Raw genomic sequence first — 26,786 nt, 5'->3', positions numbered from 1 at the left:
CCGGACAGGCAGGCAGGCAGGCACCACAGCCTGTCTGTTCCCTGCCACGGTCATCCACTCTGGTCATAAAAAAAGGGGGCCGAAGCCCCCTTTTTGTCTCATCCGGTCAACGCTTACAGCGCCTTCAGGATGGCCTCGACGCTGGCCTTGGCATCGCCAAACAGCATCTGGGTGTTCTCCTTGAAGAACAGCGGGTTCTGGACACCGGCGTAGCCAGTGTTCATGGAGCGCTTGAAGCCGATGACGTTCTGCGCCTTCCACACTTCCAGCACCGGCATGCCGGCGATGGGGCTGCCCGGATCTTCCATGGCGGCCGGGTTGACGGTGTCGTTGGCACCGATCACCAGCACCACGTCGGTGTCGGCGAAGTCATCGTTGATCTCGTCCATTTCCAGCACGATGTCATAGGGGACTTTCGCTTCCGCCAGCAGCACGTTCATGTGACCAGGCAGACGACCGGCCACCGGGTGGATGCCGAAGCGCACCTTGACGCCGCGATCACGCAGCTTCTGGGTGATCTCGGCCACCGGGTACTGGGCCTGCGCCACCGCCATGCCGTAGCCCGGGGTGATGATGACGGAGCTGGCGTTCTTCAGCATGTCGGCCACGTCTTCGGCGTTGGTCTCGCGGTATTCGCCCAGCTCCTGCTCGGCGGTGGAGGCCACGCCGTCGGAGCCGAAGCCACCGGCGATCACGGAGATGAAGGAGCGGTTCATCGCCTTGCACATGATGTAGGAGAGGATGGCACCGGAGGAACCCACCAGGGCACCGGTGACGATCAGCAGGTCATTGGAGAGCATGAAGCCCGCCGCCGCCGCCGCCCAACCGGAGTAGGAGTTCAGCATGGAGACCACCACCGGCATGTCCGCACCACCGATGGAGGCGACCAGGTGCCAGCCGAAGGCGAAGGCGATCAGGGTCATCACCAGCAGGGCGAAGGTGGAGCCACCGGCGTTGACGAAGTGGATCATCAGCGCGATGGAGACCACCACGGCCAGCAGGTTCAGCTTGTGGCGGTGCGGCAGCATCAGCGGCTTGGAAGAGATGAGGCCACGCAGCTTGCCGAACGCCACCACGGAACCGGTGAAGGTCACGGCACCGATGAAGACGCCCAGGAACACTTCCACCAGGTGGATGTTCAGCATGGCGCCGGAGAGGTGCTCGACCTGGGCGACGCTTGCCGCCTGCTCGAACGCCGCCCGGGCGGCTGCCAGGGTCGCATCCAGGTTGGAACCGACGGAGACCACCACTTCAGCGGGGGCGGAGGGGTGCAGATCGATGAAGCTGTTGAAGCCCACCAGCACCGCTGCCATGCCCACGAAGCTGTGCAGCACGGCCACCAGCTCGGGCATCTCGGTCATCTCGACCTTGAGGGCCAGACGCACGCCGATGGCGCCACCGATGGCCATGGCCAGGATGATCCAGTGGACGCCACTGGTTTCCGGGTTGAAGACGGTGGCGAGCAGGGCGATGGCCATCCCCGCGATACCGAACAGGTTGCCATGCTTGGCCGTTTCTTGCTTCGACAGTCCCGCGAGACTGAGGATGAAGAGCACGGCGGCAACGATATAGGATGCTGTTACCAGTCCTTGAGACACGTTAAACCCCCTTAATCCTTACGGAACATCTTCAGCATGCGCTGAGTGACGGTGAAGCCACCGAAGATGTTGATACTGGCAATCAGCACGGCGACAAAGGCCAGCACGGTGACCAGGGTCGACCCTTGTCCAATCTGCAACAGCGCACCGACCACGATGATGCCGGAGATGGCATTGGTGACCGACATCAGCGGTGTGTGCAGGGCGTGAGAGACGTTCCACACCACGTAGTAACCGACCACGCAGGCCAGGATGAAGACGGTGAAGTGGGAGAGGAAGGCGGCAGGCGCCACGGCGGCCACCCAACCGAAGGCGGCGATGCCGAGGGCACCGAACACGAACTTCTTGTTGGAGGGCTTGGCCTCTTCCTTCTTGGCGGCCGGTTTGGCGGCAGCCGGTTTCTGCGGGGCGGCAGAGACGGAGATGGCGGGGGGCGGGAAGGTCACTTCACCGGCCTGGACCACCGTCATGTTGCGCTGCACCACGTCTTCGAAGTCGATGGCGACGTTGCCGTCCTTCTCCTTGCACATCAGCTTCATCAGGTTCACCAGGTTGGTGCCGTAGAGCTGGGAGGATTGGGCAGGCAGGCGGCCCGGCAGATCGGTGTAACCGATCACCTTGACGCCGTTGTCGGTGACATGCAGTTCACCCGGTACCGTGTATTCGCAGTTGCCGCCGGCCTGGGCCGCCATGTCCACGATGACGGAGCCCGGCTTCATGCTGTCCACCATTTCCTTGGTGATGAGCTTGGGTGCCGGCTTGCCCGGGATCAGGGCGGTAGTGATGATGATGTCCACTTCCTTGGCCTGCTGGGCGAACAGCGCCATCTCGGCCTTGATGAACTCTTCGCTCATCACCTTGGCGTAACCGTCGCTGGAAGCGCCATCTTCGCCGCCGAAGTCCAGCTTGAGGAATTCCCCACCCATGGACTCGATCTGCTCGGCCACTTCCAGACGGGTATCGAAGGCACGCACGATGGCACCGAGGGAACCGGCGGTCCCGATGGCGGCCAGACCGGCCACACCGGCACCGATGACCAGCACCTTGGCGGGCGGTACTTTACCGGCGGCGGTGATCTGGCCGGTGAAGAAGCGACCGAACTGGTGCGCGGCTTCCACGACGGCGCGATAGCCACCGATGTTGGCCATGGAAGAGAGGGCGTCGAGGGACTGGGCACGGGAGATCCGCGGCACCATGTCCATCGCCATCACATTGATGTTGCGCTCGGAAAGCTTCTTGACCAGCTCGGGGTTCTGGGCGGGCCAGATGAAGCTCACCAGGGTGGCACCATCCTTAATTTGTGCGATTTCGGCCTCGGTCGGCGCGTTGACCTTGAAGACAAGGTCGGCTTGCCAGACGTTCGGTACCACGCTGGCACCGGCAGCCTCGAAGGCGGCATCATCGAAGCTGGCTCGCAGGCCGGCACCGGCCTCGATGGCAACCTCGAAGCCGAGCTTTTTCAGCTGCTCGACAGTGGCCGGGGTCGCTGCGACCCGGGTCTCACCGGCGAGACTCTCTCTCGGTATTCCAATCTGCATGACTATTCCCTGATGGTTAATAAACAATCATCGCCAAGTCTCTCATGTCTGAGGGGACAAGGCATGATCAAAGTGCAGGTCACGGGCCCTTTGTTATGAAAATCAGCAGGCTTCACCTCGACCTCCTGTCACGGTCAGGCCCCCGCTTTTCAGGCGCGAGGGTGATTAGTATCAAATTTTGGAGTTTTATTACAACCACGGCCCCGGGCGGGCGGGTACAGAATTCAGCCCATCCCGGACCGTGATTAAAAAAAACAAACCAAATTAGGGGCTTATACCAGCAAAAAGCGCTAAAAAAAGTGATCCAACCAGTCAAAAAAAATGTTTAACCCGGCCTCTACCTTAGCGTTTTTTGTTCTTACGAAATCTGCCGTTGGCTCATCTGATGAGATGAAAAGGGAAAAAGTAACCATTTTGCAACGATCAGGGGGCCGCGTCCCCGCCTGCTGGCGGGTTCGGGCCCCCTGGTGCAACCGGGCCTGCGGCCCGTTTCAGGCGCGCTCTGCTTACCAGGCCGCCTCATAAATATGCCGGCTCTGGGCCAGGTCGATGTCGCCGTGCTCACCCAGGGCGGTCATGCCGTGCTCTTCGAGCTTGGCCAGCAGGGCGTCGATCCGGGCGTCGGCCACGTAATCCCGCAGCCGGGTCTTGATCCCCATCCGCTCGAAGAAGTCGCGGGTGGCGGCGATGGCACCGTCGATACGCTCCTCGTCACTGCCGCTGCGCAGATCCCAGACCCGCTCGGCGTATTGCAGCAGCTTGGCGCGCTTCTGCTCGCGCTTGGCCTGCAGCAGGGCGGGCAGCACCACCGCCAGGGTCTGGGCGTGGTCCAGACCGTGCAGGGCGGTGATCTCGTGGCCCAGCATGTGGGTGGCCCAGTCTTGGGGCACGCCGGCTCCGATCAGGCCGTTCAGCGCCAGGGTGGCGCTCCACATGATGTTGGCACGCACGTCGTAGTTTTCCGGCTCCACCAGCGCCTTGGGCCCCTCTTCCGCCAGGGTCAGCAGCAGCCCTTCTGCAAAGCGATCCTGCACCTTGGCATCCACCGGGTAGGTGAGGTACTGCTCCAGGGTGTGGATGAAGGCATCCACCACCCCATTGGCCACCTGACGGGCGGGCAGGGTGTAGGTGAGCACGGGGTCGAGCACGGCGAAGCGCGGCATTACGAAGGGCGAGAAGAAGTGCTGCTTGTCCCCTGTGCTCTTGCGGGTGATGACGGCGCCCATGTTCATCTCGGAGCCGGTGGCCGGCAGGGTCAGCACGCTGCCCAGGGGAATGGCGGAGGCCACCTCGCCGCCGACGGTCTCGAGGATGTGCCAGGGGTCCTTGGCCAGGTCGTAGTGGGCCGCCGCGGCGATGAACTTGGAGCCGTCCAGCACGGAGCCGCCACCCACTGCCAGCAGGAAGTCGACCTTCTCGGCGCGGGCCAGTTCGACGGCACCCATCAGGGTCTCGTAGGTGGGGTTGGGCTCGATGCCGCCAAATTCAAACAGGGTCAGGCCGGCCAGCTCGCTGCGGATCTGGTCCAGCAGGCCGCTGCGCACCACGCTGCCACCGCCGTAGGTGACGAGGATGCGGGCGTCGCTGGGGATCTGGCCGCGCAGCTGGGCCACCTGGCCCTTGCCGAACAGCACCTTGGTGGGGGTGTGCAGGATGAAGTTGTTCATGGGATCTCCCGGGGTGGTCGTAGTCGGTAAGGTATGGGTTGCATTTTTCTCTTATAACCCCCTACCATCAAGGGAGCTTTCTGCCGATTTCTTGCCTATTTCTACTGAGCCTGGATAAATGAGTACAAATCAGCCCATCGCGGCGACCCACCAGTCCGCCCTCGCCAGCCGACTCGCCGCCCTGGCACCCCACCCGGGGATCACCGCCGCCCCCGTGCCCGGCGTGCACCTCATCTACACCACGGAGCATCACGACCGCATCCCGGTGCTCTACCGCCCGCGCATGATCATCATCCTGCAGGGGCACAAGGTGGGCTATCTCTCGGACTTCACCTTCCGCTACGACCCCGAGCACTACCTGATGATGACCCTGCCGCTGCCCTGCGAGTGCGAGTGCTTCGCCTCCCCCGAATCCCCCCTGGTGGGGCTCTCGGTGGAGATCGACGTGGCGGCGCTGCAGGCCCTGCTGCTGGAGATGGGGGACGCGGCCCCCGCCCCGGCGGAACCGGGTCGCGGCGTCGTCTCCGTGCCCCTCTCCGAGACCACGCTCTGCGCGGTGGAGCGCCTCATCGACGTGATGGACAAGCCGCTCCACGCCCGGGTGCTGGGGCCCCAGATCGTGCGCGAGATCCTGTTCCACGCCCTGCACGAAGGGGGGGCCCCCGCCCTGCTGGCCATGGCCAGCCGTCACAGCCAGGTGAGCCAGATAGCCCGGGTGCTGCGTATCATGGAGCAGCGCTTTACCGAGAACCTGACGGTGGAGGAGCTGGCCCGGGAGGCGAACATGAGCGTCTCGGCCTTCCACCACCACTTCAAGGCGGCCACCGCCACCTCGCCCCTGCAGTACATCAAGACCCTGCGCCTGCACCGGGCGCGGCTGATGATGCTGCACGACGGCCTCAAGGCCGGGGTGGCGGCGGACAAGGTAGGCTACGAGAGCGGCTCCCAGTTCAGCCGCGAATACAAACGCTTCTTTGGCAACACCCCGAGCGAACACGCGGCACGCTTCCGCTCGGGACAACTGCGTATCGTGGAGGGATGACATGCGCACACTGATCCTGCTCGTTCTGACCCTGCTGGCCACCGCCTGCACCGGCATTCCACCGGGACACCAGGTGGTCAAGCCCTTCCAGCTCGACCGCTACCTCGGCACCTGGTACGAAATCGCCCGCCTCGATCACGGTTTCGAGCGCGGCCTGAACCGGGTCACCGCCACCTACAGCCTGCGGGATGACGGCGGTGTCAGGGTGATCAACCGGGGGCAGGACGCACAGGGGGAATGGCGCGAGGCCGAGGGGCGCGCCTACTTCGTGGGCGACAGCGACGAGGGGCGCCTCAAGGTGAGCTTCTTCGGCCCCTTCTACGGCAGCTACAACGTGCTGGCGACGGACTATGACCTCTCCCTGGTGAGCAGTTACAACCTCCAGTACCTCTGGATCCTCTCCCGCACGCCCCATCCCCCCAAAGAGAAGGTAGAGGCCCTGGTCGAGCGGGCCAGAGGGCTCGGCTTTGCCACCGACCGGCTGATCTGGGTCAGCCAGGATCCGGCGGGGAACGCCCCATGAGGATCTTCCAGGCCACCCCCGGTGACATTCCCCGGGTCACCCCCCTGTTCGTGGAATACCGGGCGTTCTACCGGCTGCCTGCCCGGCCCGAGGCCGCCGAAGCCTTCCTGCTGGAGCGCTGCACCGCCGGGGAGTCGGTGCTCTTCGTGGCCCAGAGCGAGGCGGGAGAAGTGCTGGGATTTGCCCACCTCTATCCCCTGTTCTGCTCCCTCGCCCTGAAGCCCGTCTGGCTGCTGTACGATCTGTTCGTGGCGCCAGCGGCTCGCCAGCAGGGGGTGGCCCAGGTGCTGCTGGCGCGGGCCGATCGCCACGACCAGGAGACGGGCGCCGCCTTCCTGATGCTGAGCACCGCCACCGACAACCGGCAGGCTCAGGCGCTCTACGAGGGGCACGGCTACCAGCGGGACAACGAGTTCTACAGCTACATCAAGCCTCTCTGAGCCTCTGCCTGCGCCCGTTGCAGGGCCAGGACCCGGCATTATTCAGCGGGTGCATGACGAAATAATATCCATACACAGGATGAATAAAGGCGACCCCGGGGTCGCCTTTGTCACATCCGGGTCGCAGCCTAGAGCCGGAAGCGCCCGATCTCCTGCTCCAGCCGCTCGGTAAGAGACTTGAGCTGGGCCGCCTGGGCGGCCTCTTCGCCAGCCTGGGCCGCCAGCGCCTGGGAGACGTGGCGGATATTCTCGGTGTTGCGGCTGATCTCGCCGGTCACCGAGGTCTGCTCCTCGGCCGCCGCCGCGATCTGGGTCGCCATGTCGCTGATGGCGCCGATGGCCTCGTTGATCCTGCCCAGGCTGAGATTCGCCGCTTCGGCGTCCTCCACGCTGGTGCCCGCCAGCTGGCGACTGGTCTCCATGCCGCCCACCGCCTTGCGGGTGGTCTGCTGCAGCGCCTCGATCATCTGCTGGATCTCGGCGGTGGAGTCGTGGGTGCGGCGCGACAGCACCCGCACCTCGTCCGCCACCACGGCAAAGCCGCGCCCCTGCTCCCCGGCCCGGGCCGCCTCGATGGCGGCGTTCAGGGCCAGCAGATTGGTCTGCTCGGCGATGCCGCTGATGGTGGCCAGAATGCCGCTGATCTGCTGGGCGTGGCCATCCAGCTCGTGGATGGTCTGGCTGGCGTCGGAGACCTCCCCCGCCAGCCCCGTGATGCTGCGCTGGCTCTGGCCGACCTGGGACTGGCCGGCCACCGCGAGGCGCACCGCATCACCGGCGGTGTTGGCGGCAAACTCGGCGTTGCCGGCGATCTCCTGGGTGGCGGAGGCCATCTCGGTCACCGCGGTCGCCACCATGACGATCTCGTCCTGCTGCTGGCGCACCCGCTGGCTGCGGGCCTCGGCCCCCGCCGCCTGGGTGCGGGACTGGGCCGCCAGCTCGACGGTGACGTCCCGCAACCGGCTGACAATGCCGTGCAGTCGCGCCACGAACTGGTTGAAGTTCTGAGCCAGCTGCCCCACCTCATCCTGGCTGCGGGTGGCGATCTGCACCGTGAGATCCCCCTCCCCGTGGGCGATGTCGGCGAGCGCCCTGGAGACCCGCCCCAGATCCGCGAACAGGTAGTTGAACATGGCGATGAGCAGGGCACCGAACACCAGCAGCAGCACCAGGGTCAGCCCCACCAGTTGCCACAGCAGGGAGGCGAGCGGCGCCTCCAGCACCTCCTTGTACATCACCATGGCGAGCAGCCAGTCGGTGCCGGGCACGCCTTGCACCGAGAGCAGCACCTCGCGCCCGTTCAGGTTGGCGCCGTGCAGCTCGCCGTCGCGGCTCCACGCATCCAGCGCCGCCCCGGTGAGACCGGGATCCAGCTCCGCCACCTGCTTGAGCGCCAGCTCCTTGTTCGGGTGGCCGACGATGAGGCCGGTGCGATCGAGCAGCATGGCGTAGCCCTCTCCCTGTACCTTCATGGCCAGCACCTCGTCGATGAGGGCGTCGAGGGAGAGATCCGCCCCGGCCACCCCGATCACCCGGCCCTGATGGCTCACCGGCTCGGCCAGGGTCACCACCATCTGCTGCATGGTCACGCTGACATAGGGCGGCGTGACGATGAGCTTGCCCGCCTTGTCGGCGTTCTGGTACCAGGGGCGGGCCCTGGGGTCATAGTTGGCGGTGTTGAGGGCGGGATCGTGGCGGGTCATCTCCCCCTGCGCCGAACCAAAATAGGTGAGGCCGAAACCGCCGGAGGTGCGGGTTTGCAACAGGTGGGGCACCAGGGCCGTGTCGGGGTCGCGCGCAATGACGGCGGCCAGGGCGTCGACCGCGTGCTTGCGATCCTCAAGCCAGTTGCCGATGGCCATCGAGTGGGCGTGGCCGTAGTTGACCGCCTCGCTCTGGATGGCGTCAAGGGTGCGGGATTTGAGGGTGTGGAAGGCGACAATACCGAGCAGGGCTGCCATCAGCAGCACTACCCCCAGGCTGGCCGCGAGCAGCTTGCCGCGCAACGAGAGAGTCATGACTACAAATCCTTGTGGTGACAGGAGGCCAGGAACACCCCCATATTGGTAGGTGATATCGGCGGCAGTCCCACTGGACTTTAGTGAATCACCTCAATTTGATTATTTTTGACAACAGGAGCTGCTGTGAGTCACGAAAATCACGAGATCCTCGCCTCCTCTCTCCTCCTTCAGGCGCCCCCCGCCATCCACTGGTGAGGGTGACTGGGCGCGGACGAGCGGCTGTCGTTGATGATGAAAAGACGGGGCGCGCAGAGTGTGATGAGTGGGGCATTATCGATATTGGAAGCGTCGAAGCGCAGTGTGACGTGGTGGCTGCCTCTATTGGAAGCCGTGGCTCATAGTGCCCTGACAGGAATAATGGAAATACTGGCATGGAGACAGCCGAGTATTTGGCCAAGAACGCCTGCCGAATCAAGCAGAGCAAATCGATACAGAACAGGACGTTGGAAGACATTTAAATGGGCTCGCCGCTTAAGGCCCTGTACATAACCTGCGAAAAACCACTTTATCGTGTTGATTTTATTGAATTATTTTAAATATTCTGCATTTTCCCCCCATGACACTGCCCAGTGACAGCGCCGCCTTGCGCATGTTATTCTCGAGCACTTATTTTGTTTTTTCGGTGAAATATCATGAACGAGACAGCATGGAGCCCCAAAGATTTTCACAATGCATTTTTGGATACCGCATTGCGTGACAAAGATGTGGCAACCTATTATGTAAATCGTTCTCCCGATGCAGCCCACGATATCGTTGCCGAAATAAAACAAGCTATAGATTGGGAAGACTCTCCGGGTTGTTATTTATTTTCCGGCCTCAGGGGTGCAGGTAAAACCACCGAGCTAAAGAAACTGATGCTCGAACTCGAACAAGAAAACATTCCGGTATTTTATTGTGATGCAGGTGATTACCTCGATTTAAATGAACCGGAGATCACCCAAACCGAACTGGTTTTTACCGCCTTGGCCGGGCTATCCCATGGGATTGAAATAAAATTTGGAAAAAACTTCCTCACAGAAAGCATCTGGGAACGTACCAAACGAGCCCTGACCAGTGATGTCGAGCTTAAACCAACCTTGAAGATGGCCAATATCGAAGCTGCCTTTTCACTGCGGGATAATCCGTCCTTCAAAAAAGAGCTGATCCAGTTCGCTCGCGCCTCCAGTCAATTTTTTATAGATGCCAATACCTTTGCCAAGGAAGTCGCCGACCAGGTAAAAGCCAAAACCGGACAGAATAAATTGGTGCTTATCGTCGACTCTCTGGAGCGTTTGTCAGCCCCATCTGGCCACGAACAGGTTCTTTATGACTCACTGAAGGATCTCTTCTTTAATTTTCCTGATCGTTTATCGTTCCCTGACATTACCGTCATCTACACTACACCACCCTATCTGCATGCCGTGTTACCTAATATCGATCAATTCTATTCTGGGACCTACTCACTCTCTAACTTCAAGGTGATGAACAAGCCGGAGCAAGGTCAGATGCCAGAAAAAAATCAGTCCGGCATCGATAAAATATTGGAAGTGGTTAATAGGCGACGTCCTGACTGGGTGCGCTATATCACATTAGAAATCATGAGCGAACTGGCCTGGCTATCTGGTGGTAACCTCAGGCGCATGTTTTCTCTCATCAGGCTCAGTATCAGAAAGGCGGAGCTGATAAAGTCAGGTTATCCACTCGCGGATATGCAGAGCGAAGCCATCACTCAGGCCATAGTGGAGGAAACCAAACATCTGCATTGGCTAAACGCCGAAGACCGGAAATGGCTAGAACACTGCAAGAGAGAGAGTGGTAATTTGGCACAGCACATGACTGCGCTGGAAAAAGATCTGCCACCCATTATTCGTCTGTTCGATCATTCATTGGTACTGAACTATCAAAATGGCAGTATCTGGTATCAAGTTCCCCCGATCATTTACCAACATGTCTGATAATCATCTCGAACGACTTTGGACTGAAATTAAGCTGCTGCTGGATTGGCATCAGGACTTCTCCCTTTTCTTTGTACTGGTAGAAGACAGTCGCGCCGCTATCACCCTGCGCGAGCACGTCAACGACCTGATGCGATCCCACTGCAAGCCACTAAGATGGCTCCGCTCAACGGATGCAAGAAAGGCCGAAACCACCCTAATCGCCGAGCTGTTTGACGAGACGCGCACTCAAGGCGCCCCGGTGTGGCTTGAGTTATCGGCGGTGGATGCTGTAGTCAATGCCTCACCAGAATCAAGCCAAACAGAGCAACCCTGGGATCGCGCACGAAAGACCATCCTCTCCATTCTCAATAAACGCCGCTCAGAACTGGAAAAGCGCCTCAATAGCCCCTTGTTTATCCAGCTGCCCCTCTCTTTTGCTCCGCACATCGTGACCATGGCGCCAGACCTTTGGAGCATCCGCCAGCAGCTTATCGAATTACCCCGGATGCTCGCTCAACCAGATATTTTTCACGAGCCCCCTATCCCACCGCTCCCGGAGGATCGGGCCACCCTCGACCAACAGGTGAGCAGTCGGCGTGAGGCGCTCAGGCGCGCCGAAAACGCATGTCAGAAAAAACCGTCTGCAAAAAATATGCGACACCTTGCAGTAGCCCAATCTCAACTGGCAAAGATGCTGTGTCGCATTCATCTATTCGAGGAGGCGTTCGAGCTTGAACAGAAAGCGAACGCGACGTTTCGCTCTCTTGTAAGCAAATGGGGGCAGCAGCCCCAGATGCTAAGAGATCTTTCAGTCTCTCTGAATAACCTCGCTGATATCGCTCGGGCTCAGGGACGACTTGAGATCGTCCAGACCGCCTGTGAAGAAAGCCTGACCCTTTGCCGCAGCCTGCGAGCCAGCCTTGGCGATACCCCGCAGGTGCTGCGGGATCTCTCCGTGGGGTTAAATAAGCTGGGAGATATCGCTCTCATACAAGGTCGACTTGAAACCGCCCAAGCCGCCGTTGAGGAGAGCCTTGCCCTGCGCCACAATCTGCGAGCCAGTCTCGGCGATAGCCCGCAGGTGCTGCGGGATCTATCCATCTCACTCGAACGACTTGGCGATGTTGCCCACGCCCAGGGGCGGCTTGACGCCGCCCAGGCCGCCTTTGAGGAGAGCCTGACCCTTCGCCGCAGCCTGCGAGCCAGCCTCGGCGATACCCCGCAAGTGCTGCGAGATCTCTTCGTCGCGTTAAACAGGCTGGGTGATATTGCCCACGCCCAGGGGAGGCTTGAAGCCGCCCAAGCAGCCTTTGAGGAGAGCCTGACCTTTTGCCGCAGCCTGCGAGCCAGCCTCGGCGATAGCCCGCAGAAGCTGCGGGATCTTTCCGTCTCACTCGAACGACTTGGTGATGTTGCCCATGCCCAGGGGCGGCTTGAAGCCGCCCAGGCCCTATTTGAGGAGAGCCTGACTCTTTGCCGCAGCCTGCGAGCCAGCCTCGGCGACAGTCCGCAAGTGTTGTGGGATCTATCCATTGTGTTAAACAAGCTGGGGAATATTGCCAATGACCAAGGGCGATTGGAGGCGGCGCAGGCCGCCTTCGAGGAGAGTAAAGCCCTTGAACAGCCGCACTAGCACCCCGCCATGGCACAATGCATCAACAGGAGTGCTTGAGTCGTCACACTCAAGCACTCTTTAATAAACACCGAAACAGGTGGCTGCGACGGAGGGAATAATCGGAATTTCATCAGATGACAGAAATGCGAAAGGCCAGCTCAATGAGCTGGCCTTTCTGAAAATGGCAGGGGCGGCAGGACTCGAACCCGCAACCATCGGTTTTGGAGACCGCTGTTCTACCAATTGGAACTACGCCCCTGCAACAAACGAGGCGTAGTATACAAAGCGGAGGTCAAAGGTAAAGGCTTTTTTTCTCACTTTCGATGCGATCGAACAAATGACGAGCAGATCCCCGCAATTCCAACAAGGAGCGGGGGTAAGCTGCTGTATTTGCAGCCCCGACGGGGTAGGAATGGGACACAAATGGGGGTAGGGTGAAACCAGGCTCAGGGAGGCTGCCCATGCTCAATTACCGACTGCTGCAACAGCTTGCGCCCCTCAACTTCCGGGATGAGCGCAAGACGGAGACCCTGGCCGACTATCTGGACAGAGTCTCTCCCCTGGTGCCCTCCATTCCCTCCAATGTGCTCGCCCAGTGGATTTACCGTCATTGGCGCGGTTTTGAATCCAACTGGAGCTTTATCGATCTCGCCAGCCACCAGTTCGAGTGCGAGCACTGGCCCACCGCGCAGATTATCGAGCAGATAGACTCCCGCCACATGGAGGTGATCGATCGCTGGGGCGAGATGCTGCGCAGCAACCGCTACGTGCGCCGCTCCTGGCTCGGCGATGACATGCTGCACCGGGGCACCTGGTCCGAGCCTGTCATCGTCCTCGCCACCGCCCCGGGAACCTGCTACCCGGACGGTCACCCCCTGCCCCATCCCTACTGCCTGCTGGAGGGGCACCACAGGCTCGGCTACCTGCGCAGCATGGCCGCCGATGGCGCCCCCTTGCAGGCGCAGCACGCACTCTGGATTTGTCGACCCGTTCGCGACACTTAAACGTTTTTCCGGCCAAATCCTGCCTCTGAAATAAATTTTTGACAATTCAAAAACCAGCCCTATAATCGGTGCGGTTTTGAAAAAGGTCGGGACAGGACAATGCCGTTTTTGATGAAAAAAGCAGCCTTGCAGACGGGTGGAGCGCACCAGAGCGGCCCCGTTGTTTCCGGTTCCCGTCCCACAGATCCCCCGTTTTTTTTGAAAAGAGCCCCTGTTTCAGGGGCTTTTTTTTGTGCCGGAAAAACCTTCATTGATGCCAAAGGGAATGCAGACGATGACCAATCCACTCTATAACAAACACGTCATCTCCATCTCGGATCTGACCCGGTCCGACATGGAACTGGTGGTCGCCACCGCACAGCGGTTGAAGGCCGAACCCGACAGCCGCCTGCTGAAAGACAAGCTGGTCGCCAGTTGCTTCTTCGAAGCCTCCACCCGCACCCGTCTCTCCTTCGAGACCGCGGTCCAGCGCCTGGGTGGCGACATCATCGGCTTCGCCGACGGCGGCAACACCAGCGCCAAGAAGGGCGAGACTCTGGCCGACTCCATCAAGATCATCAGCTCCTACACCGATGCGGTGGTGATGCGCCACCCGAAGGAAGGGGCAGCCCGTCTGGCCTCCGAGTTCTCCCGGGTGCCGGTCATCAACGGCGGTGACGGCTCCAACCAGCATCCCACCCAGACCCTGCTCGACCTCTTCTCCATCCACGAGACCCAAGGCAAGCTGGACGGCCTCAACGTCGCCTTCGTCGGTGACCTGAAGTACGGCCGCACCGTCCACTCCCTGGCCCAGGCCCTGAGCCTGTTCAACTGCCGCTTCTTCTTCATCTCGCCGGAGGCGCTGGCCATGCCGGACTACCTCTGTGAGGAGCTGGAAGAGAAGGGCATCCGCTTCAGCGTGCACGAGACCATGGAAGAGGTGATGCCGGAGCTCGACATCCTCTACATGACCCGCGTCCAGAAGGAGCGCTTCGACGAGACCGAGTACAAGCACATGGCCGCCAAGTTCGTTCTGGAGCTGGCGACCCTGGAAGGGGCCAAGCCCACCATGAAGATCCTCCATCCCCTGCCCCGGGTTGACGAGATCGAGGTCGCCGTCGACAAGACCCCCCACGCCTACTACTTCCAGCAGGCGGAGAACGGGGTCTATGCCCGCCAGGCACTGCTGGCACTGGTACTGAACGAAACCGTCTAAGGGAAAGGGGAACATCATGTCCGAGAAGAACCAACTGCAAGTCGAAGCCATCCGCCACGGCTCCGTCATCGACCACGTCCCCGCCGGCCAGGGCATCAAGATCCTCAAGCTGTTCCAGCTGATCGAGACCCAGGAGCGGATCACCGTCGGCTTCAACCTCAAATCCGGCGCCCTCGGCAAGAAGGATCTCATCAAGATCGAGAACACCCGTCTGACCGAGCAGCAGGCCAACCAGCTCGCCCTGTTCGCCCCCAAGGCGACCGTCAACATCATCGAAGACTTCGTGGTGGTGAAGAAGCACCAACTGGCGCTGCCGGAGTTCATCGAAGGGGTCTTCCACTGCCCCAACTCCAACTGCATTTCCCACAACGAACCGGTGGAAAGCTACTTCCGGGTGCGCGAGGTGAAAGGGGCGGTGCGGATGAAGTGCAAATACTGCGAGAAGTCCTTCACCCAGGACATCGTCAGCGAACGCTACTGATTTCCTGCCGACAAAAGATATCCATGTGGGCCCCATCGGGCCCATTTTTGAACCCTGTCACATCACTTATTCCCCCTTTGGTTATAATTTGCCATCCCGTAATGGATATACCTCGCTCATCCCCTGCTTGAGTGCTCCTCATTAGTGTTTTTCGCTATGAAAAGCCGGAACGACAGACTGGGCGAGACCGCCATCGCTCATCGCCAAAGGAAGTCGCCATGGTCAACACCCTCAGCCGCCCAGCAGAACCAGAGTCCGACCTGGCCCAGCTCGACGCCTGCCGCCAGATCATCGGCCAGCACTGCTACAGCACCCAGGAGGAGATCCGCCGCGAGCTCTCCGCCCGCGGTTTTGCGGACATCAGCCAGTCCACCATCTCCCGCCTGCTGCGCCGTCTCGGGGTCGCCAAGGCCCAGAACGCCAACGGCAAGAAGGTCTACACCCTGGTGGACGAGCAGCTGGAGCCCGCCGGCAGCACCCGCTCCATCCACGACATGGTGCGCGCCGTGGTCCACAACCAGCAGATGGTGCTGGTGCATACCACCCCGGGGGCCGCTACCGTGGTGGCTCGCCTGCTGGATCGCAACGCCAATCCCGAGATCCTGGGGGCCGTGGCCGGCAACGACGTGGTACTGATCGCCCCGCGCCACATCAGCCGAACCCGCCAGGCTCACGCCGCCGTGGTGCGCACCCTGGAAAACGCCCGCTGACCCCTGCTGGATGCCAGAAGGCGACCCCGGGGTCGCCTTTTTGTTGCCCGCGCGGCAAGGAGCCAAGCCACGGGAGAGGCCGGGCGCCCTGCCTTGCCAGCCATAAAAAACGGGAGCCCCAGGCTCCCGTTGTTGTCCCTATGTCTGTCGGCATTCATGCCAGCACGGCGCCCAGGCTCAGGCAGAGCACGATCAGCACGGTCAGCATGCCGAGCAGCGGGGCCACCCACTTCAGCCAGCGCACATAGGGCACCTTGGCAATGGCCAGCCCCCCCATGACCACGGCGGAGGTCGGGGTCACCAGGTTCACCAGGCCGGAAGCGGACTGGTAGGCGGTGACCACCAGCTCGCGGCCCACGTTGGCGAAGTCGGCGAGCGGCGCCATGATCGGCATGGTCAGCACCGCCAGACCGGAGGAGGACGGCACCAAGAAGGAGAGCACCACTTCCAGCACGAACATCACGTTGATGAAGACGATGGTGGAGAGGCCGGTCACGATCCCCTCTGCGCTGTGCAAAATGGTGTGGGTGATCATGCCGTTGTCCATCACCACCACGATACCGCGGGCGATACCGATGATGAGGGCCACGCCGAGCAGATCGCGGGCACCGTCGATGAAGTTGGAGGTCAGCTCCTCCTCGCTCATGCGGGAGATGACGCCGACGATGATGGCGGCAGCCAGGAACACGCCGGAGATCTGCGCCATCCACCAGCCCAGCACGGCCACCCCGTAGATCATCACGGCAAAGGCGGCGACGAAGATGCCCAGCACGATCTTGCGGGTGGTGGTGAACTCCAGCATCTCGTCACTCTTGTTGCCGAGGAAGTGGGCGCGGTTCTCTTCCCACTTGTCGGCCACCAGGGACTTGCTCGGATCGTTGCGCACCATCTTGGCGTAGCGCATCACGTAGGCGACACAGAGGATCCACCCGGCCACCAGCATGGCGACCCGCAGCCAGATGCCGTCGGTGAAGGAGATGCCAGCGGCGTTGGCGGCGATCACGGTGGCGAACGGGTTGATGGTGGAGCCCAGGGTACCGATGCCGGCCCCCAGCAGCACGGTGGCGGCGGCGACGACCGGGTCGAAGCGGGCGGCCATCATCACAGGCACCAGCAGGGTGTAGAACGGCAGGGACTCTTCTGCCATGCCGTAAATGGTGCCCCCTGCGGCGAACAGCGCCATCAGGATGGGGATCATCCACTCCTCGCGGCCGCGCAGGCGGTCGGTGACGCGCTCGATGCCGGCGTCGATGGCACCTGTCTTGGTCACGATGCCGAGGAAGCCACCGATGATCAGGATGAAGAGGGAGACGTCGATGGCGCCAGCCTCATAGGTGTCGTGGTTGTAGAGACCGTCGATCGGTGCCAGCAGCACATCGACGATCCCCTGGGGATTGGCATCCACCAGCTTGTAGGTACCGGCCACCGGCACTTCCTTGCCGAGGGCCTCGTTCATGGTCATCTCGTATTTGCCGGCGGGCACTATCCAGCTCAGGGCGGCCACCAGGGCGATCAGCACAAACAAAATCGTGTAGGCTGACGGGAACTTGAATTTGGTCATGGTCCAGCTTCCTTCTGTGGGTGTGGTATCCATGCAGGCTGCGGGTCGTAGGGTTGGAGGTATTATGCCGCTGTCACATGGTCGAAAAGCCGGGGGTCGCCCCCCGGCACCACTACTGCGACCTCAGTCGCCCAGCGTAGCAACCATCACTGCCTTGATGGTGTGCATCCGGTTTTCGGCCTCGTCAAACACGATGGAGTGGTCGGATTCGAACACGTCCTCGGTTACTTCCAGGCCTTTCATACCGTATTTGTCGGCCACTTCCTTGCCCATGGTGGTCTCGTCGTTGTGGAAGGCCGGCAGGCAGTGCATGAACTTCACGTCAGGGTTCTTGGTGGCGTTGATGACGTCCATGTTGACCTGATACGGGGTCATCAGCTTCACCCGTTGATCCCAGGCTTCCTTCGCTTCACCCATGGAGACCCAGACGTCGGTGTAGAGGAAGTCGGCACCCAGCACACCCTCTTTCACGTCTTCGGTCAGGTGGATGCGCGCCCCGGTCTCTTCGGCGATGAGGCGGCAGGTGGCAACCAGCTCCTCTTCCGGCCAGAAGGCTTTCGGCGCCACCAGACGGATGTCCATGCCCATCTTGGCGGCACCCACCATCAGGGAGTTGCCCATGTTGTTGCGGGCGTCACCCAGGTAGGCGAACTTGATCTGATCCAGACGTTTGCCCTTGCCGTGCTCCAGCATGGTCATGAAGTCCGCCAGGATCTGAGTCGGGTGGAATTCGTTGGTCAGGCCGTTCCACACCGGCACACCGGCGTGGGCCCCCAGCTCTTCGACGATCTCCTGGCCGTAGCCGCGGTATTCGATGCCGTCATACATGCGGCCCAGCACCCGGGCGGTGTCCTTCATGGACTCCTTGTGACCGATTTGGGAACCGCTCGGGCCGAGGTAGGAGACCTGGGCGCCCTGGTCGAAGGCCGCCACTTCAAATGCACAACGGGTGCGGGTGGAGGTCTTCTCGAAGATCAGGGCAATGTTCTTGCCGACCAGATGCTTGCGCTCATAGCCACCGTATTTGGCTTTCTTCAGGTCGATGGCCAGATCGATCATGTACTGGATTTCGCGCGGGGTGAAGTCCAGCAGTTTCAGGAAGTTACGGTTACGCAGATTAAAAGCCATGATGAGTTCTCTCTATATTTGTTCAGACCAATTTAGGCAGTAGTGTTGACTACGCATTCTTCAGTACAGATTTGTGCAGACCCCAGAGGGCCGAGTTTCAATTACGCATTCACGGTACGGGTGGCGACGATATTGGTGCCGGCTTCCCCCTTGAGGATGGCGAGGCCATCTTCCAGGGAGCCGATGCCGACCATGCCGCCGGTCGCCTTGACAAATTCACAGGAGGCTTCGACCTTGGGCCCCATGGAGCCTGCATCGAACTTGACCCCGGCCAGCTCGTCCGGGCTGCTGACCCGCAGCGGACGCTGGGTCGGCTTGCCCCAGTCCAGATAGACGGCATCGGCGTCCGTCAGGATCAGCAGGGCGTCGGCCTTGATCTGCTTGGCCAGGTAGGCGGCAGACATGTCCTTGTCGATGACGGCCTCGATGCCGGTCAGGCTCTGGCCATCCCAGGTCACCGGGATGCCACCACCACCGGTACAGATGATGAGGTGACCCTGGGCAATCAGGGTTTCGATGGCGTCGCCTTCGACGATGCGCTGGGGCAGCGGGGACGGCACCACGCGGCGGAAGAACTTGCCGTCTGCCTTGACCGACCACTGCTTCTCGGCAGCCAGGGCGCGGGCCTCCACTTCTTCATAAACCGGGCCGATAAACTTGGTCGGGTTGGCAAACGCCGGATCCTTCGGATCAACCTGCACCTGGGTCAGCAGGGCGGTGACGTTGCGGCTCGGCATCAGGTTCTTCAATTCCTGGATCAGCATGTAGCCGATCATGCCCTGGGACTCGGCACCCAGCACATCCAGGGGATAGGGGGAGACCTTGGTGTAGGCGCTGTTCTGCAGGGCCAGCAGGCCGACTTGCGGGCCGTTGCCGTGCACCAGCACCACGTTGTAATCCTCGGCGATGCGGGCGATGGTCTTGGCGGCGGTGGCGATGTTCTTGCGCTGGATGTCGGCTTCCAGAGGTTCACCGCGGCGGAGCAGGGCATTGCCCCCCAGGGCGACGACGACAGTTGGTTTTTTCATGGGTGTTACTCTCGAATTCGGGTGTGTGTGGCGCCAGCCTCTGCCGGCGCCACGCCGTCTTGTCAGATGCCGTCACGTTCCATCGGGCAGCTCATGCAGCGGGCGCCGCCGCGACCACGTCCCAGCTCTTCACCCGGGATGGGCAGCACAGTGATGCCGGCCTTGTCGTACTTCTCGTTGGTGTAGGTGTTGCGCTCGTAACCCACCACCACGCCGGGGCGCACGGTCAGCACGTTGTTGGCGTCGTTCCACTGCTCCCGCTCGGCCTCGAAGCTGTCGCCGCCGGTGGTGATGAGCCTGAGCTGATCCACCCCCAGCGCCTTCTCGATGGCGGTCACGAAGTAACCCTCTTCCTTGATGTTCATCCCGGTGGCACCGCCCGGGGTCAGGCTCCAGCAGTTCACATCCTTGCGGATGACTTCCGGATAGACGGAGAAGGTGTCGACATCCATGTGGGTCATGACGGTGTCGAGGTGCATGCAGCTGCGGTGTTTCGGCAGCTCCATGGCGATGACCTGCTTGGCCTGACCGTGCTTGAACAGGCTGCGGGCCAGATGCTCCACCCCTTGCGGCGTGGTGCGCTCGGACATGCCGATGAGCACGGCGCCTCGGCCGATGACCAGGACGTCGCCCCCTTCGATGGTGGAGTTGTCGTAGTCGCGCTCCTCGTCACCGAAGTACTTGATGAACTCCTGACCGGCAAACTGCGGGTGCCAGCGGTAGATGGCCTTCACGTGGTTGGTCTCGCGACGACGGGCGGCCTTGGCCATGGGGTTGATGGAGACGCCGCCATAGACCCAGCAGGAGGTGTCGCGGGTAAAGAGGTGGTTGGGCAGCGGTTCGATGATGAAATCGGTCGGGGCATGCATGCCGACCACCATGTTGACGCCGCTGTAGGGCATCTCGGAGTAGGTGAGGCCGCCGGAGAGGATGCGGGCCAGCTCGCGGTGAGGCATGTCCGCCAGGAAGCAGCGCACGTCGTTGGCCAGGGCAGTGCCGAGGCGATAGTCGGAGACCTGGTGTTGCAGCAGCCAGGCTTTGGCTTCCGGCACGTCCAGGGTTTCCGCCAGCAGATTGGTCAGGAGGAAGACTTCGACATTCTGATCGCGCAGTACCTGAGCGAATTTGTCGTGCTCCTGACCGGCACGTTCCACGGACAGGACGTCGTCAAACAGCAGATCCTGGCAGTTGGAAGGGGTCAGACGCTTCAGACTGAGGTTGGGGCGGTGCAACATGACACGGCGCAACTGGCCAACTTCAGAACCTACATAAAATTTGCTCATGATGATATTCCGTCTAGCTGTGGTCCCTGCGAGTGATTGAATAGATTCCTTCTATTCAGGCTCGTGGCTAAGGCGGGATATTCTTTATGTAGGGTACTCGGCTTATGTTCTATCCTGCCCTTGCCTTTCGACGCAGAGATTAGGTCTGGCAACTCCACCAAACTTGGACATTGATCACATTCACCCGAGACTGCATAAATTCAGAAGTTAATTTATGATGGAGTTTACATATCTGACATTTCCCTCACCCTCCATCCGGCATAAATACGCAATAAGGCCCCAATATATTCCACAAAGAGCGCAATTTCATTCATCCATGATATCCAGAAATGGATAGCCACCAATAAAAAACATCAAATAAATCATTACATTAAAATCAAAATGCTCATTTTTTGAATAAACTTCACCCAACTTTGAATTTATCCTCGCTTATCATCCCGTTTGCTCTCACATAAATAATCACCTGCTCCTTTATCGCTGAATAATCCATCTCTTGTCCCAGATCATGGCGGCCTGCCCGGGCCAGATGGCGAGCCTCATCGCCAAGCCGTGTGCACTATCTCTTTTATATGGATATGCATTTTGCACGCATCCTGATGGCGGCTTTTTCACCGACCGGAGTGCAACCGGGATTCAAAGTTTTTTCATTAGTTGAATTTTTTCAGTCACCTTGCGCCGATTTCGGGTTCGCCTTAACTCAAAAAGTGATGCTTGTCACATTCGTTCCCGTCACCAAGGAGATAACCATGAAGATCCCGTCGCTGTTTCTGTTCGTCGCCCTGGTCCTGCCCATGACACCGGCCTTGGTGCATGCCCAGGGAGCCCCCGCCATGCCGCTGGTGGTCTGTCACGTTGACCAGGCACCCCAGATGCTGGTCCCCGCCTACCTATGCCAATGGCACGGTGGCAGCCAGCATCCCTGACCCTCTCGCCCAAGGGGAGGCGATCTCCTCTTGGGTCATCTCAGCTTTCCCTCCTTTACCTCCTTTATCTCCTGAATGGGATCCGGACCACGCCACCTGCATCATGCCCGTTGCCCTCCTCCACCCTCATCTGCGATCGACACTGACCGGCCTCCCCGGATTCTGAACCGCAGTTAAACGCCTTGTGAGATATTCGCCATCTACTGCGTAAGTAAAGTGCCAACAAAATTCTCGCCATAGTCGGAAGATGCGCGTGAAAAAACAGCATGATAGATCATTAACATCATGATTTTAAAAAAGATAACTTCATTATCCTTTCGCGGGAAACCAGTTTGAATAAAACGTTTTTCAGCATGTCATTGTCGCCCTGCGCGAAATCCTTATAGTTACTCCTGCACGGATGCAATGAAGTCGGTCAGGAAGACTGGCTGCCAGGGTTGGGCAAATGGACTCACCACAGGATGTGGTAAAGGACACCTCCCAGGACGGAGAAAGTGCGACGGGAACGGATGACTCGTCAGGCCATGATGGCTAAAGGACACCCCAAAGGATTGGGAAGGGGAAACCTAAAGGAAGAGGTATAGTCAGGGATTGCAGGGAGCAACTTCGTTCAAGGATATGAGCGATAAGACTATCGGGGGCGACGCAAGTCGCCCCCATCTTTTTTGGGTATTTTTCACGTCTGCCCGCTGATGGGTCACCCCGGCCACGATATTGCTGGCCAGGGTACCCGGGACTCGCCCAGCCGGCGCTATTCCAGCCGGAAGTGCCCCACTATCTCCCGCAGCCTGTCATAGGTGCGCTGCATGGCGTTCGAGCTGTCCACGGTGCGCTCGCCATTCCCCTTGAGCTGGGTGATCACCTCGGCGATGGCACTCATGTTGCGATTGATCTCCTCGGCGACGGCACTCTGCTCCTCCGCGGCCGTGGCGATATGGCTGATGAGATCGTTGATCTCCACCACTTCTCCCGCCATCAGATCCAGTGACGCATTCACCTTGCTGGTGTTTTCCGCCGCATCCTGGCAGCTCTGCCGGGTGTTGCCCATGGCAGCCACCACGGTCTGGGTACCCCGTTGCAGCCGGGTCAGCATGGTCTGGATCTCGGCAGTGCTCTTCTGGGTGCGTCCCGCCAGAGAGCGCACTTCGTCCGCCACCACCGCAAACCCCCGCCCCTGCTCCCCGGCCCGGGCCGCCTCGATGGCGGCGTTGAGGGCCAGCAGGTTGGTCTGCTCTGCGATGCCACCGATGACCCCGAGAATCGAGCCGATCTGCTGCACATCTTGCTGCATGGCTTCGATGGAGTGTGCCGTGGTCTCCACCTCCGTCACCAGCGCAGTGACGCTGGCCATGGCCTGATCCACCACCTGACGCGACTGGTTGGCCAGTTGCTGGCTCTGGCCGGTCAGCTGGGCAGTATTGGCCGCGCTCTCCGATACCGAGACGGCAGTACGGCTCATCTCGTTGATGGCGGTGACCACCTGTTCGGTCTCCCGCACATGCTCCGCCAGCAGGCCCTGGGCTGACCCCGTCTGCCTCGCCAATGCCGATATCCCTTCATTGAGCTGGCCGCTCGCTTGTCTCACCTCCCCCATCATGCCCTGCAACTGCTCGATGAAGCGGTTGATGCCCGCCGAGATCTGTCCGAGATCATCCTTGCTGGTCACCGTGAGCCGGCGGGTCAGATCCCCATTGCCCTGGGAGAGCTCCTGTACCAGGTCGCGCAAGGAGAGGATGGGTCTATAGGCCAGGTTGAGGGCCACCATGGAGAGGGCCAGTACCAGCGCCGCCACCCCGAGCAGGGCCAGGGTGATCTTGCCGTTGAGCGCCTGGGTCATGGCCTGGATATAGTCGAGATCCACATAACCGGTCAGGGTCCACTCGCTGCCGCGAATATCCAGCTTGTTGGGGCGGCTCTCGCTCTCTCCCTGGGGCTTGCTGCTGTAGAGCACCTGTCCCTGACTGTCGGTGAGGGAGAAGTAACGCCCTTCCCCGCTTACCTTGGTCAGCAGCGTCTTGAACTCGCTCATGTCGAGGTAGTAGAGGTAGGCGGAGTCTGCACCGCGCGGCACCAGGATGGAGATGACGGGTTTGCCGTCCAGCTGCTCCAGCGGGCTGACGGTGATCTGGTTGTTGGCGGCGGGGATCAGCTTGCGCAGGGCGTCAACCCTGGCCTTGTCGTCGATGACCCCGTTCGCGTCGAATGCCATGTCGCCAATGAGCTTGACGATGTTGTGAAAGCCGGTCTCCTGCAGCGCCTTCTTGACGCTGGTCACCCCGAGGTTGAGGTTGGCGGCCAGCAGCACCTTCTGGTTGATGTCACCCGCCAGCTTCTCCCTGACCAGGGTGATCTGCTCGTTGATGTTCTGGGTGGCCTGGGTGCGGATGTAGCCGCTGATGAAATGGTTGACGCTGAACCAGGCGGTACCGATGGTGACCAGAATGGCGAGCAGCAACAGCACGTTGATTTTGACTTTGAATGCCATGGTATGGGTCCCTCCAAAGAGAAAGGGCCGGGATGACCCGGCCCTCCCTGCCAATGCTTACTTCTTCTTGGCGTACTTCATGGAGTCCAGGGCTACCGCCAGGATGATGATGCCGCCCTTGATGATGAACTGCCAGTAAGGGCTGACACCGATGTAGGTCAAACCATAGTTGATCAGCGTGAAGATAAGTACGCCGGTGATCACACCCGCGACAGTTCCCACACCGCCGGCAAATGAAACGCCCCCCACCACGCAGGCCGCGATGGCATCCAGCTCGTACATGAAGCCGAGGTTGTTGGTGGCACTGCCGATCCGCCCCGCTTCCAGCATGCCGCCGAAGGCGTAGAAGACACCGGCCAGGGCATAGATGACCACCAGGTTGACGGCGACGTTGACGCCGGACACCTTGGCCGCTTCCGGGTTGCCACCGATGGCGAAGATGTTCTTGCCAAAGCGGGTCTTGTTCCACAGCACCCAGACGAAGACGCTGGCGATGGCCGCATAGAAGGTCAGGTACGAGAGCTTGAACCCGCCAATCCGGATGAAGCCCTGCGCAAAGTTGGAGAAGCGAGGGTCAAACCCGGCCACCGGGGAGGCCCCCACGGAGTCAAAATAGAGGGAGTTGATGCCGTAAACGATGATCATGGTGCCCAGGGTGGTGATGAAGGGCGTCACGTTCAGGTAGGCGACAATCAGGCCGTTGACCAGACCAATCAGGGCCCCCACCACGCACACCAACAGGATCACCGCCGGAATGGGCACCTCCCCCAGGGTGGGGAAGACCTTGTTGACGTTGGTCAGGGCCTGCAGCATGGTGGCCGCGATCAGCGCCGCCAGACCGACCTGACGACCGGCCGACAGGTCAGTACCCTGGGTGATGATGATGCCCGCCACCCCGAGGGCGATGATGACCCGCACCGAGGACTGGGTCAGGATGTTGCTGAGGTTGGTGAGGCTGAGGAAGGAGGGCTCCTTGATCACGATGATCATGAGCAACACCAGCAACACCACATAGATGCCGTTCTCTTTGAGCGCCTGCATCAGATTGAAATTTTTAGCCGACTCCATAATGTCTTCCTGTCTTTATAGGTACAGAGATGCCAGGCGCAGGATCTCGCTCTGGTCAGTTTCTTTGGTGTTGACGATCCCCGCGACCCGGCCATTGCTCATGACCATGATGCGGTCCGTGATGCCGAGCAGTTCCGGCATTTCGGAGGAGATGATGACGATGCCCTTGTCCTTCTTCGCCAGCTCCAGGATGAGCTGGTAGATCTCGAACTTGGCGCCGACGTCGATACCCCGGGTCGGTTCATCCAGCATCAGGATCTCGGGCTGGGTCAGCAGCCAGCGACCGATGATCACCTTCTGCTGGTTGCCACCGGAGAGGGAGCCGATCTGGGTCTGCTGGGTCGGTGTCTTGACCCGCATGGAGTCGATGACCCACTGGGTATCGCTCTTCATCTTGTTGTCGCTGAGCAGCCCCATGGATCCCTTGTAGTTGTCCATGTTGGCGATCAGGGAGTTGAAGGCGATGTCGAGGCGTGAATAGATCCCGGTAGAGCGGCGCTCCTCGGTCACCAGGGCGAAGCCGTTCTGGATCGCCTCGTGGGCGTTGTGGTTCGCCACCTCTTTGCCGTGCAGCTTGATGGTCCCTTCGCTACGATCGCGGATGCCGAACAGGGTCTCCACGATGTCGGTGCGCTTGGCCCCCACCAGACCGGCGATGCCGAGGATCTCCCCCTTGTGCAGGTTGAAGGTCACGTCCTTGATGGAAGGCTGGTTCTTGGCCGTCAGGTGCTCGACCTCGAGGATCACCTCTTTGGGCTGGTTGGTTTTTTCCGGGAAGCGCTGGGTGAGCTCGCGGCCGACCATCATGCCGATGATCTGATCCATGGTCATGCCCTTGAGGGGCTGGGTCGCCACCCACTGGCCATCCCGCAATATGGTGATCTCGTCACAGAGCTGGAAGATCTCTTCCATCTTGTGGGAGATGTAGACGATGCCGCACCCCTTCTCCTTGAGCTTGTTGATGATCTTGAAGAGGTGGTTAACCTCTTTCTCGGTCAGGGAGGAGGTGGGTTCGTCCATGATGACGATCTTGGCGTCATAGGAGAATGCCTTGGCAATCTCGATCATCTGCATCTGGGAAACCGACAGGGTGCCGACCTTGACCCTGGGGTCGATATCGATGTCCAGCTCCTCGAAGATATGCTTGGTGTCCTGATACATCTTGCCGTGGTCGACAAACAGTCCCTTGGTGGGATAGCGGCCGAGCCACATGTTGTCCATCACGGTGCGTTGCAGTACCAGGTTCAGCTCCTGGTGCACCATGGAAACGCCATTCTCCAGCGCCTCTTTGGACGAGGTGAAGTTGATCTCCTGTCCCTTGAAGAAGATCTTGCCCTGATCCTTCTCGTAGATGCCGAACAGGCACTTGAGCAGCGTGGACTTCCCTGCGCCATTCTCGCCCATCAACGCATGCACAGAATGAGGACGGACCCGTAAATTGACATTATCGAGTGCCTTGACGCCAGGAAAGCTCTTACTGACGTCAATCATCTCCAACAGCCATTCTGATTGTTGCCGTGTTGTCATATCAGCCATCACATCTGGTTGAAAAGAGGGCAA

Annotated in this window: 21 protein-coding genes, 1 tRNA gene and 1 pseudogene; 11 read left to right on the top strand and 12 right to left on the bottom strand. The window is 60.4% G+C overall.

Annotation, left to right across the window (positions count from 1 at the left end; genetic code table 11):
- Positions 1-113: 113 nt before the first annotated feature.
- The 3 genes from pntB to yqhD form a co-directional block, all read right to left on the bottom strand.
- Entirely contained in the window at positions 114-1,598 is a 1,485-nt protein-coding gene (gene pntB, locus AB5Y70_RS03045) for a Re/Si-specific NAD(P)(+) transhydrogenase subunit beta (RefSeq protein ID WP_010675995.1), read from the bottom strand.
- A gap of 11 nt (positions 1,599-1,609) precedes the next feature.
- Positions 1,610-3,136 carry a Re/Si-specific NAD(P)(+) transhydrogenase subunit alpha gene (locus AB5Y70_RS03040; RefSeq protein ID WP_025202523.1) on the bottom strand — a complete coding sequence of 509 codons (1,527 nt, stop codon included), beginning with the start codon at positions 3,134-3,136 and terminating at the stop codon, positions 1,610-1,612.
- Positions 3,137-3,642: 506 nt separating this feature from the next.
- Positions 3,643-4,803 (bottom strand): alcohol dehydrogenase, encoded by a 1,161-nt coding sequence (gene yqhD, locus AB5Y70_RS03035; RefSeq protein ID WP_101530909.1) that lies wholly within the window; start codon positions 4,801-4,803, stop codon positions 3,643-3,645.
- Between the two features lie 118 nt (positions 4,804-4,921).
- Here yqhD and AB5Y70_RS03030 point away from each other — a divergent pair, with 118 nt between their 5' ends.
- Genes AB5Y70_RS03030 through AB5Y70_RS03020 form a run of 3 tightly spaced genes read left to right on the top strand, consistent with a single transcriptional unit; the run spans position 4,922 to position 6,808 of the window.
- Positions 4,922-5,845, top strand: coding sequence for an AraC family transcriptional regulator (locus AB5Y70_RS03030; RefSeq protein WP_049636041.1), 924 nt, complete (start codon positions 4,922-4,924; stop codon positions 5,843-5,845).
- A gap of 1 nt (position 5,846) precedes the next feature.
- Positions 5,847-6,368, top strand: coding sequence for a lipocalin family protein (locus AB5Y70_RS03025; protein ID WP_368175930.1), 522 nt, complete (start codon positions 5,847-5,849; stop codon positions 6,366-6,368).
- Positions 6,365-6,808 carry an N-acetyltransferase family protein gene (locus tag AB5Y70_RS03020; RefSeq protein ID WP_368175929.1) on the top strand — a complete coding sequence of 148 codons (444 nt, stop codon included), beginning with the start codon at positions 6,365-6,367 and terminating at the stop codon, positions 6,806-6,808. The genes AB5Y70_RS03025 and AB5Y70_RS03020 overlap by 4 nt, the downstream gene beginning before the upstream one ends.
- Before the next feature lie 128 nt (positions 6,809-6,936).
- Here the strand turns inward: AB5Y70_RS03020 and AB5Y70_RS03015 are convergent, their stop codons facing one another.
- Positions 6,937-8,826 (bottom strand): methyl-accepting chemotaxis protein, encoded by a 1,890-nt coding sequence (locus tag AB5Y70_RS03015; RefSeq protein WP_368175928.1) that lies wholly within the window; start codon positions 8,824-8,826, stop codon positions 6,937-6,939.
- Positions 8,827-9,048: 222 nt separating this feature from the next.
- Between AB5Y70_RS03015 and AB5Y70_RS03010 the strand changes: the two are divergent.
- The 3 genes and pseudogenes from AB5Y70_RS03010 to AB5Y70_RS03000 form a co-directional block, all read left to right on the top strand.
- Positions 9,049-9,287: pseudogene (locus AB5Y70_RS03010) on the top strand (IS4 family transposase); the annotation flags it as partial.
- 174 nt (positions 9,288-9,461) lie between these two features.
- A complete protein-coding gene (locus AB5Y70_RS03005) occupies positions 9,462-10,763 on the top strand; it encodes an ATP-binding protein (protein ID WP_201985319.1) in 1,302 nt (433 codons plus the stop codon).
- On the top strand, positions 10,714-12,378 hold the full coding sequence (locus AB5Y70_RS03000) for a tetratricopeptide repeat protein (protein WP_368175927.1): 1,665 nt from the start codon (positions 10,714-10,716) through the stop codon (positions 12,376-12,378). Before AB5Y70_RS03005 ends, AB5Y70_RS03000 begins: the two co-directional genes overlap by 50 nt.
- Before the next feature lie 164 nt (positions 12,379-12,542).
- Here AB5Y70_RS03000 and AB5Y70_RS02995 read toward each other — a convergent pair.
- A tRNA-Trp gene (locus tag AB5Y70_RS02995) sits at positions 12,543-12,619 on the bottom strand.
- 202 nt (positions 12,620-12,821) lie between these two features.
- On the opposite strand from AB5Y70_RS02995, the gene AB5Y70_RS02990 reads away from it, so the two are divergent.
- The 4 genes from AB5Y70_RS02990 to AB5Y70_RS02975 all read left to right on the top strand — a co-directional run bounded on the left by AB5Y70_RS02990 (position 12,822) and on the right by AB5Y70_RS02975 (position 15,750).
- Positions 12,822-13,364, top strand: a complete 543-nt coding sequence (locus AB5Y70_RS02990) for a hypothetical protein (protein WP_042015644.1) — start codon at positions 12,822-12,824, stop codon at positions 13,362-13,364.
- A 274-nt stretch (positions 13,365-13,638) separates the two neighbouring features.
- Positions 13,639-14,559, top strand: coding sequence for an aspartate carbamoyltransferase (gene pyrB, locus AB5Y70_RS02985; RefSeq protein ID WP_199770520.1), 921 nt, complete (start codon positions 13,639-13,641; stop codon positions 14,557-14,559).
- Between the two features lie 16 nt (positions 14,560-14,575).
- Complete coding sequence (gene pyrI / locus AB5Y70_RS02980) at positions 14,576-15,040, top strand: aspartate carbamoyltransferase regulatory subunit (protein WP_010676006.1); 465 nt, start codon at positions 14,576-14,578, stop codon at positions 15,038-15,040.
- Positions 15,041-15,258: 218 nt separating this feature from the next.
- Positions 15,259-15,750, top strand: a complete 492-nt coding sequence (locus tag AB5Y70_RS02975; RefSeq protein ID WP_039039633.1) for an arginine repressor — start codon at positions 15,259-15,261, stop codon at positions 15,748-15,750.
- A 154-nt stretch (positions 15,751-15,904) separates the two neighbouring features.
- Here the strand turns inward: AB5Y70_RS02975 and AB5Y70_RS02970 are convergent, their stop codons facing one another.
- From AB5Y70_RS02970 to arcA, 4 genes are all read right to left on the bottom strand, one after another.
- Positions 15,905-17,311, bottom strand: coding sequence for a YfcC family protein (locus AB5Y70_RS02970; RefSeq protein WP_368175926.1), 1,407 nt, complete (start codon positions 17,309-17,311; stop codon positions 15,905-15,907).
- 123 nt (positions 17,312-17,434) lie between these two features.
- A complete protein-coding gene (gene argF, locus AB5Y70_RS02965) occupies positions 17,435-18,439 on the bottom strand; it encodes an ornithine carbamoyltransferase (protein ID WP_368175925.1) in 1,005 nt (334 codons plus the stop codon).
- Positions 18,440-18,540: 101 nt separating this feature from the next.
- Positions 18,541-19,467: a carbamate kinase gene (locus tag AB5Y70_RS02960; RefSeq protein WP_368175924.1), complete on the bottom strand. Its 927-nt coding sequence runs from the start codon at positions 19,465-19,467 to the stop codon at positions 18,541-18,543.
- A gap of 62 nt (positions 19,468-19,529) precedes the next feature.
- The gene (gene arcA / locus AB5Y70_RS02955) at positions 19,530-20,750 is read right to left on the bottom strand and encodes an arginine deiminase (protein ID WP_010676011.1); all 1,221 of its coding nucleotides are present in this window, start codon (positions 20,748-20,750) and stop codon (positions 19,530-19,532) included.
- A gap of 746 nt (positions 20,751-21,496) precedes the next feature.
- Here arcA and AB5Y70_RS02950 point away from each other — a divergent pair.
- Positions 21,497-21,673 (top strand): hypothetical protein, encoded by a 177-nt coding sequence (locus AB5Y70_RS02950; RefSeq protein WP_103243883.1) that lies wholly within the window; start codon positions 21,497-21,499, stop codon positions 21,671-21,673.
- Positions 21,674-22,424: 751 nt separating this feature from the next.
- On the opposite strand, the gene AB5Y70_RS02945 is transcribed toward AB5Y70_RS02950, so the two are convergent.
- From AB5Y70_RS02945 to mglA, 3 genes are read right to left on the bottom strand one after another with little or no spacing between them, the layout of a single operon-like run.
- Complete coding sequence (locus tag AB5Y70_RS02945; protein WP_368175923.1) at positions 22,425-24,158, bottom strand: methyl-accepting chemotaxis protein; 1,734 nt, start codon at positions 24,156-24,158, stop codon at positions 22,425-22,427.
- Between the two features lie 57 nt (positions 24,159-24,215).
- Positions 24,216-25,226 (bottom strand): galactose/methyl galactoside ABC transporter permease MglC, encoded by a 1,011-nt coding sequence (mglC, locus tag AB5Y70_RS02940; protein WP_010676014.1) that lies wholly within the window; start codon positions 25,224-25,226, stop codon positions 24,216-24,218.
- 15 nt (positions 25,227-25,241) lie between these two features.
- Positions 25,242-26,762, bottom strand: a complete 1,521-nt coding sequence (mglA, locus tag AB5Y70_RS02935; RefSeq protein WP_010676015.1) for a galactose/methyl galactoside ABC transporter ATP-binding protein MglA — start codon at positions 26,760-26,762, stop codon at positions 25,242-25,244.
- Positions 26,763-26,786 lie beyond the last annotated feature (24 nt).

The organism is Aeromonas sp. s1(2024), assembly GCF_040908005.1.
Taxonomy (GTDB): Bacteria; Pseudomonadota; Gammaproteobacteria; order Enterobacterales; family Aeromonadaceae; genus Aeromonas; species Aeromonas caviae.
This window is presented reverse-complemented; position numbering and strand designations above follow the sequence as displayed.

Bases quoted from the DNA above. Each gene is read 5' to 3' on its own strand.
- AB5Y70_RS03040 (WP_025202523.1), bottom strand. From the start codon at position 3,136: ATGCAGATTGGAATACCGAGAGAGAGTCTCGCCGGTGAGACCCGGGTC.
- yqhD (WP_101530909.1), bottom strand. From the start codon at position 4,803: ATGAACAACTTCATCCTGCACACCCCCACCAAGGTGCTGTTCGGCAAG.
- AB5Y70_RS03030 (WP_049636041.1), top strand. From the start codon at position 4,922: ATGAGTACAAATCAGCCCATCGCGGCGACCCACCAGTCCGCCCTCGCC.
- AB5Y70_RS03025 (WP_368175930.1), top strand. From the start codon at position 5,847: ATGCGCACACTGATCCTGCTCGTTCTGACCCTGCTGGCCACCGCCTGC.
- AB5Y70_RS03020 (WP_368175929.1), top strand. From the start codon at position 6,365: ATGAGGATCTTCCAGGCCACCCCCGGTGACATTCCCCGGGTCACCCCC.
- AB5Y70_RS03015 (WP_368175928.1), bottom strand. From the start codon at position 8,826: ATGACTCTCTCGTTGCGCGGCAAGCTGCTCGCGGCCAGCCTGGGGGTA.
- AB5Y70_RS03005 (WP_201985319.1), top strand. From the start codon at position 9,462: ATGAACGAGACAGCATGGAGCCCCAAAGATTTTCACAATGCATTTTTG.
- AB5Y70_RS03000 (WP_368175927.1), top strand. From the start codon at position 10,714: ATGGCAGTATCTGGTATCAAGTTCCCCCGATCATTTACCAACATGTCT.
- AB5Y70_RS02990 (WP_042015644.1), top strand. From the start codon at position 12,822: ATGCTCAATTACCGACTGCTGCAACAGCTTGCGCCCCTCAACTTCCGG.
- pyrB (WP_199770520.1), top strand. From the start codon at position 13,639: ATGACCAATCCACTCTATAACAAACACGTCATCTCCATCTCGGATCTG.
- pyrI (WP_010676006.1), top strand. From the start codon at position 14,576: ATGTCCGAGAAGAACCAACTGCAAGTCGAAGCCATCCGCCACGGCTCC.
- AB5Y70_RS02975 (WP_039039633.1), top strand. From the start codon at position 15,259: ATGGTCAACACCCTCAGCCGCCCAGCAGAACCAGAGTCCGACCTGGCC.
- AB5Y70_RS02970 (WP_368175926.1), bottom strand. From the start codon at position 17,311: ATGACCAAATTCAAGTTCCCGTCAGCCTACACGATTTTGTTTGTGCTG.
- argF (WP_368175925.1), bottom strand. From the start codon at position 18,439: ATGGCTTTTAATCTGCGTAACCGTAACTTCCTGAAACTGCTGGACTTC.
- AB5Y70_RS02960 (WP_368175924.1), bottom strand. From the start codon at position 19,467: ATGAAAAAACCAACTGTCGTCGTCGCCCTGGGGGGCAATGCCCTGCTC.
- arcA (WP_010676011.1), bottom strand. From the start codon at position 20,750: ATGAGCAAATTTTATGTAGGTTCTGAAGTTGGCCAGTTGCGCCGTGTC.
- AB5Y70_RS02950 (WP_103243883.1), top strand. From the start codon at position 21,497: ATGAAGATCCCGTCGCTGTTTCTGTTCGTCGCCCTGGTCCTGCCCATG.
- AB5Y70_RS02945 (WP_368175923.1), bottom strand. From the start codon at position 24,158: ATGGCATTCAAAGTCAAAATCAACGTGCTGTTGCTGCTCGCCATTCTG.
- mglC (WP_010676014.1), bottom strand. From the start codon at position 25,226: ATGGAGTCGGCTAAAAATTTCAATCTGATGCAGGCGCTCAAAGAGAAC.
- mglA (WP_010676015.1), bottom strand. From the start codon at position 26,762: ATGGCTGATATGACAACACGGCAACAATCAGAATGGCTGTTGGAGATG.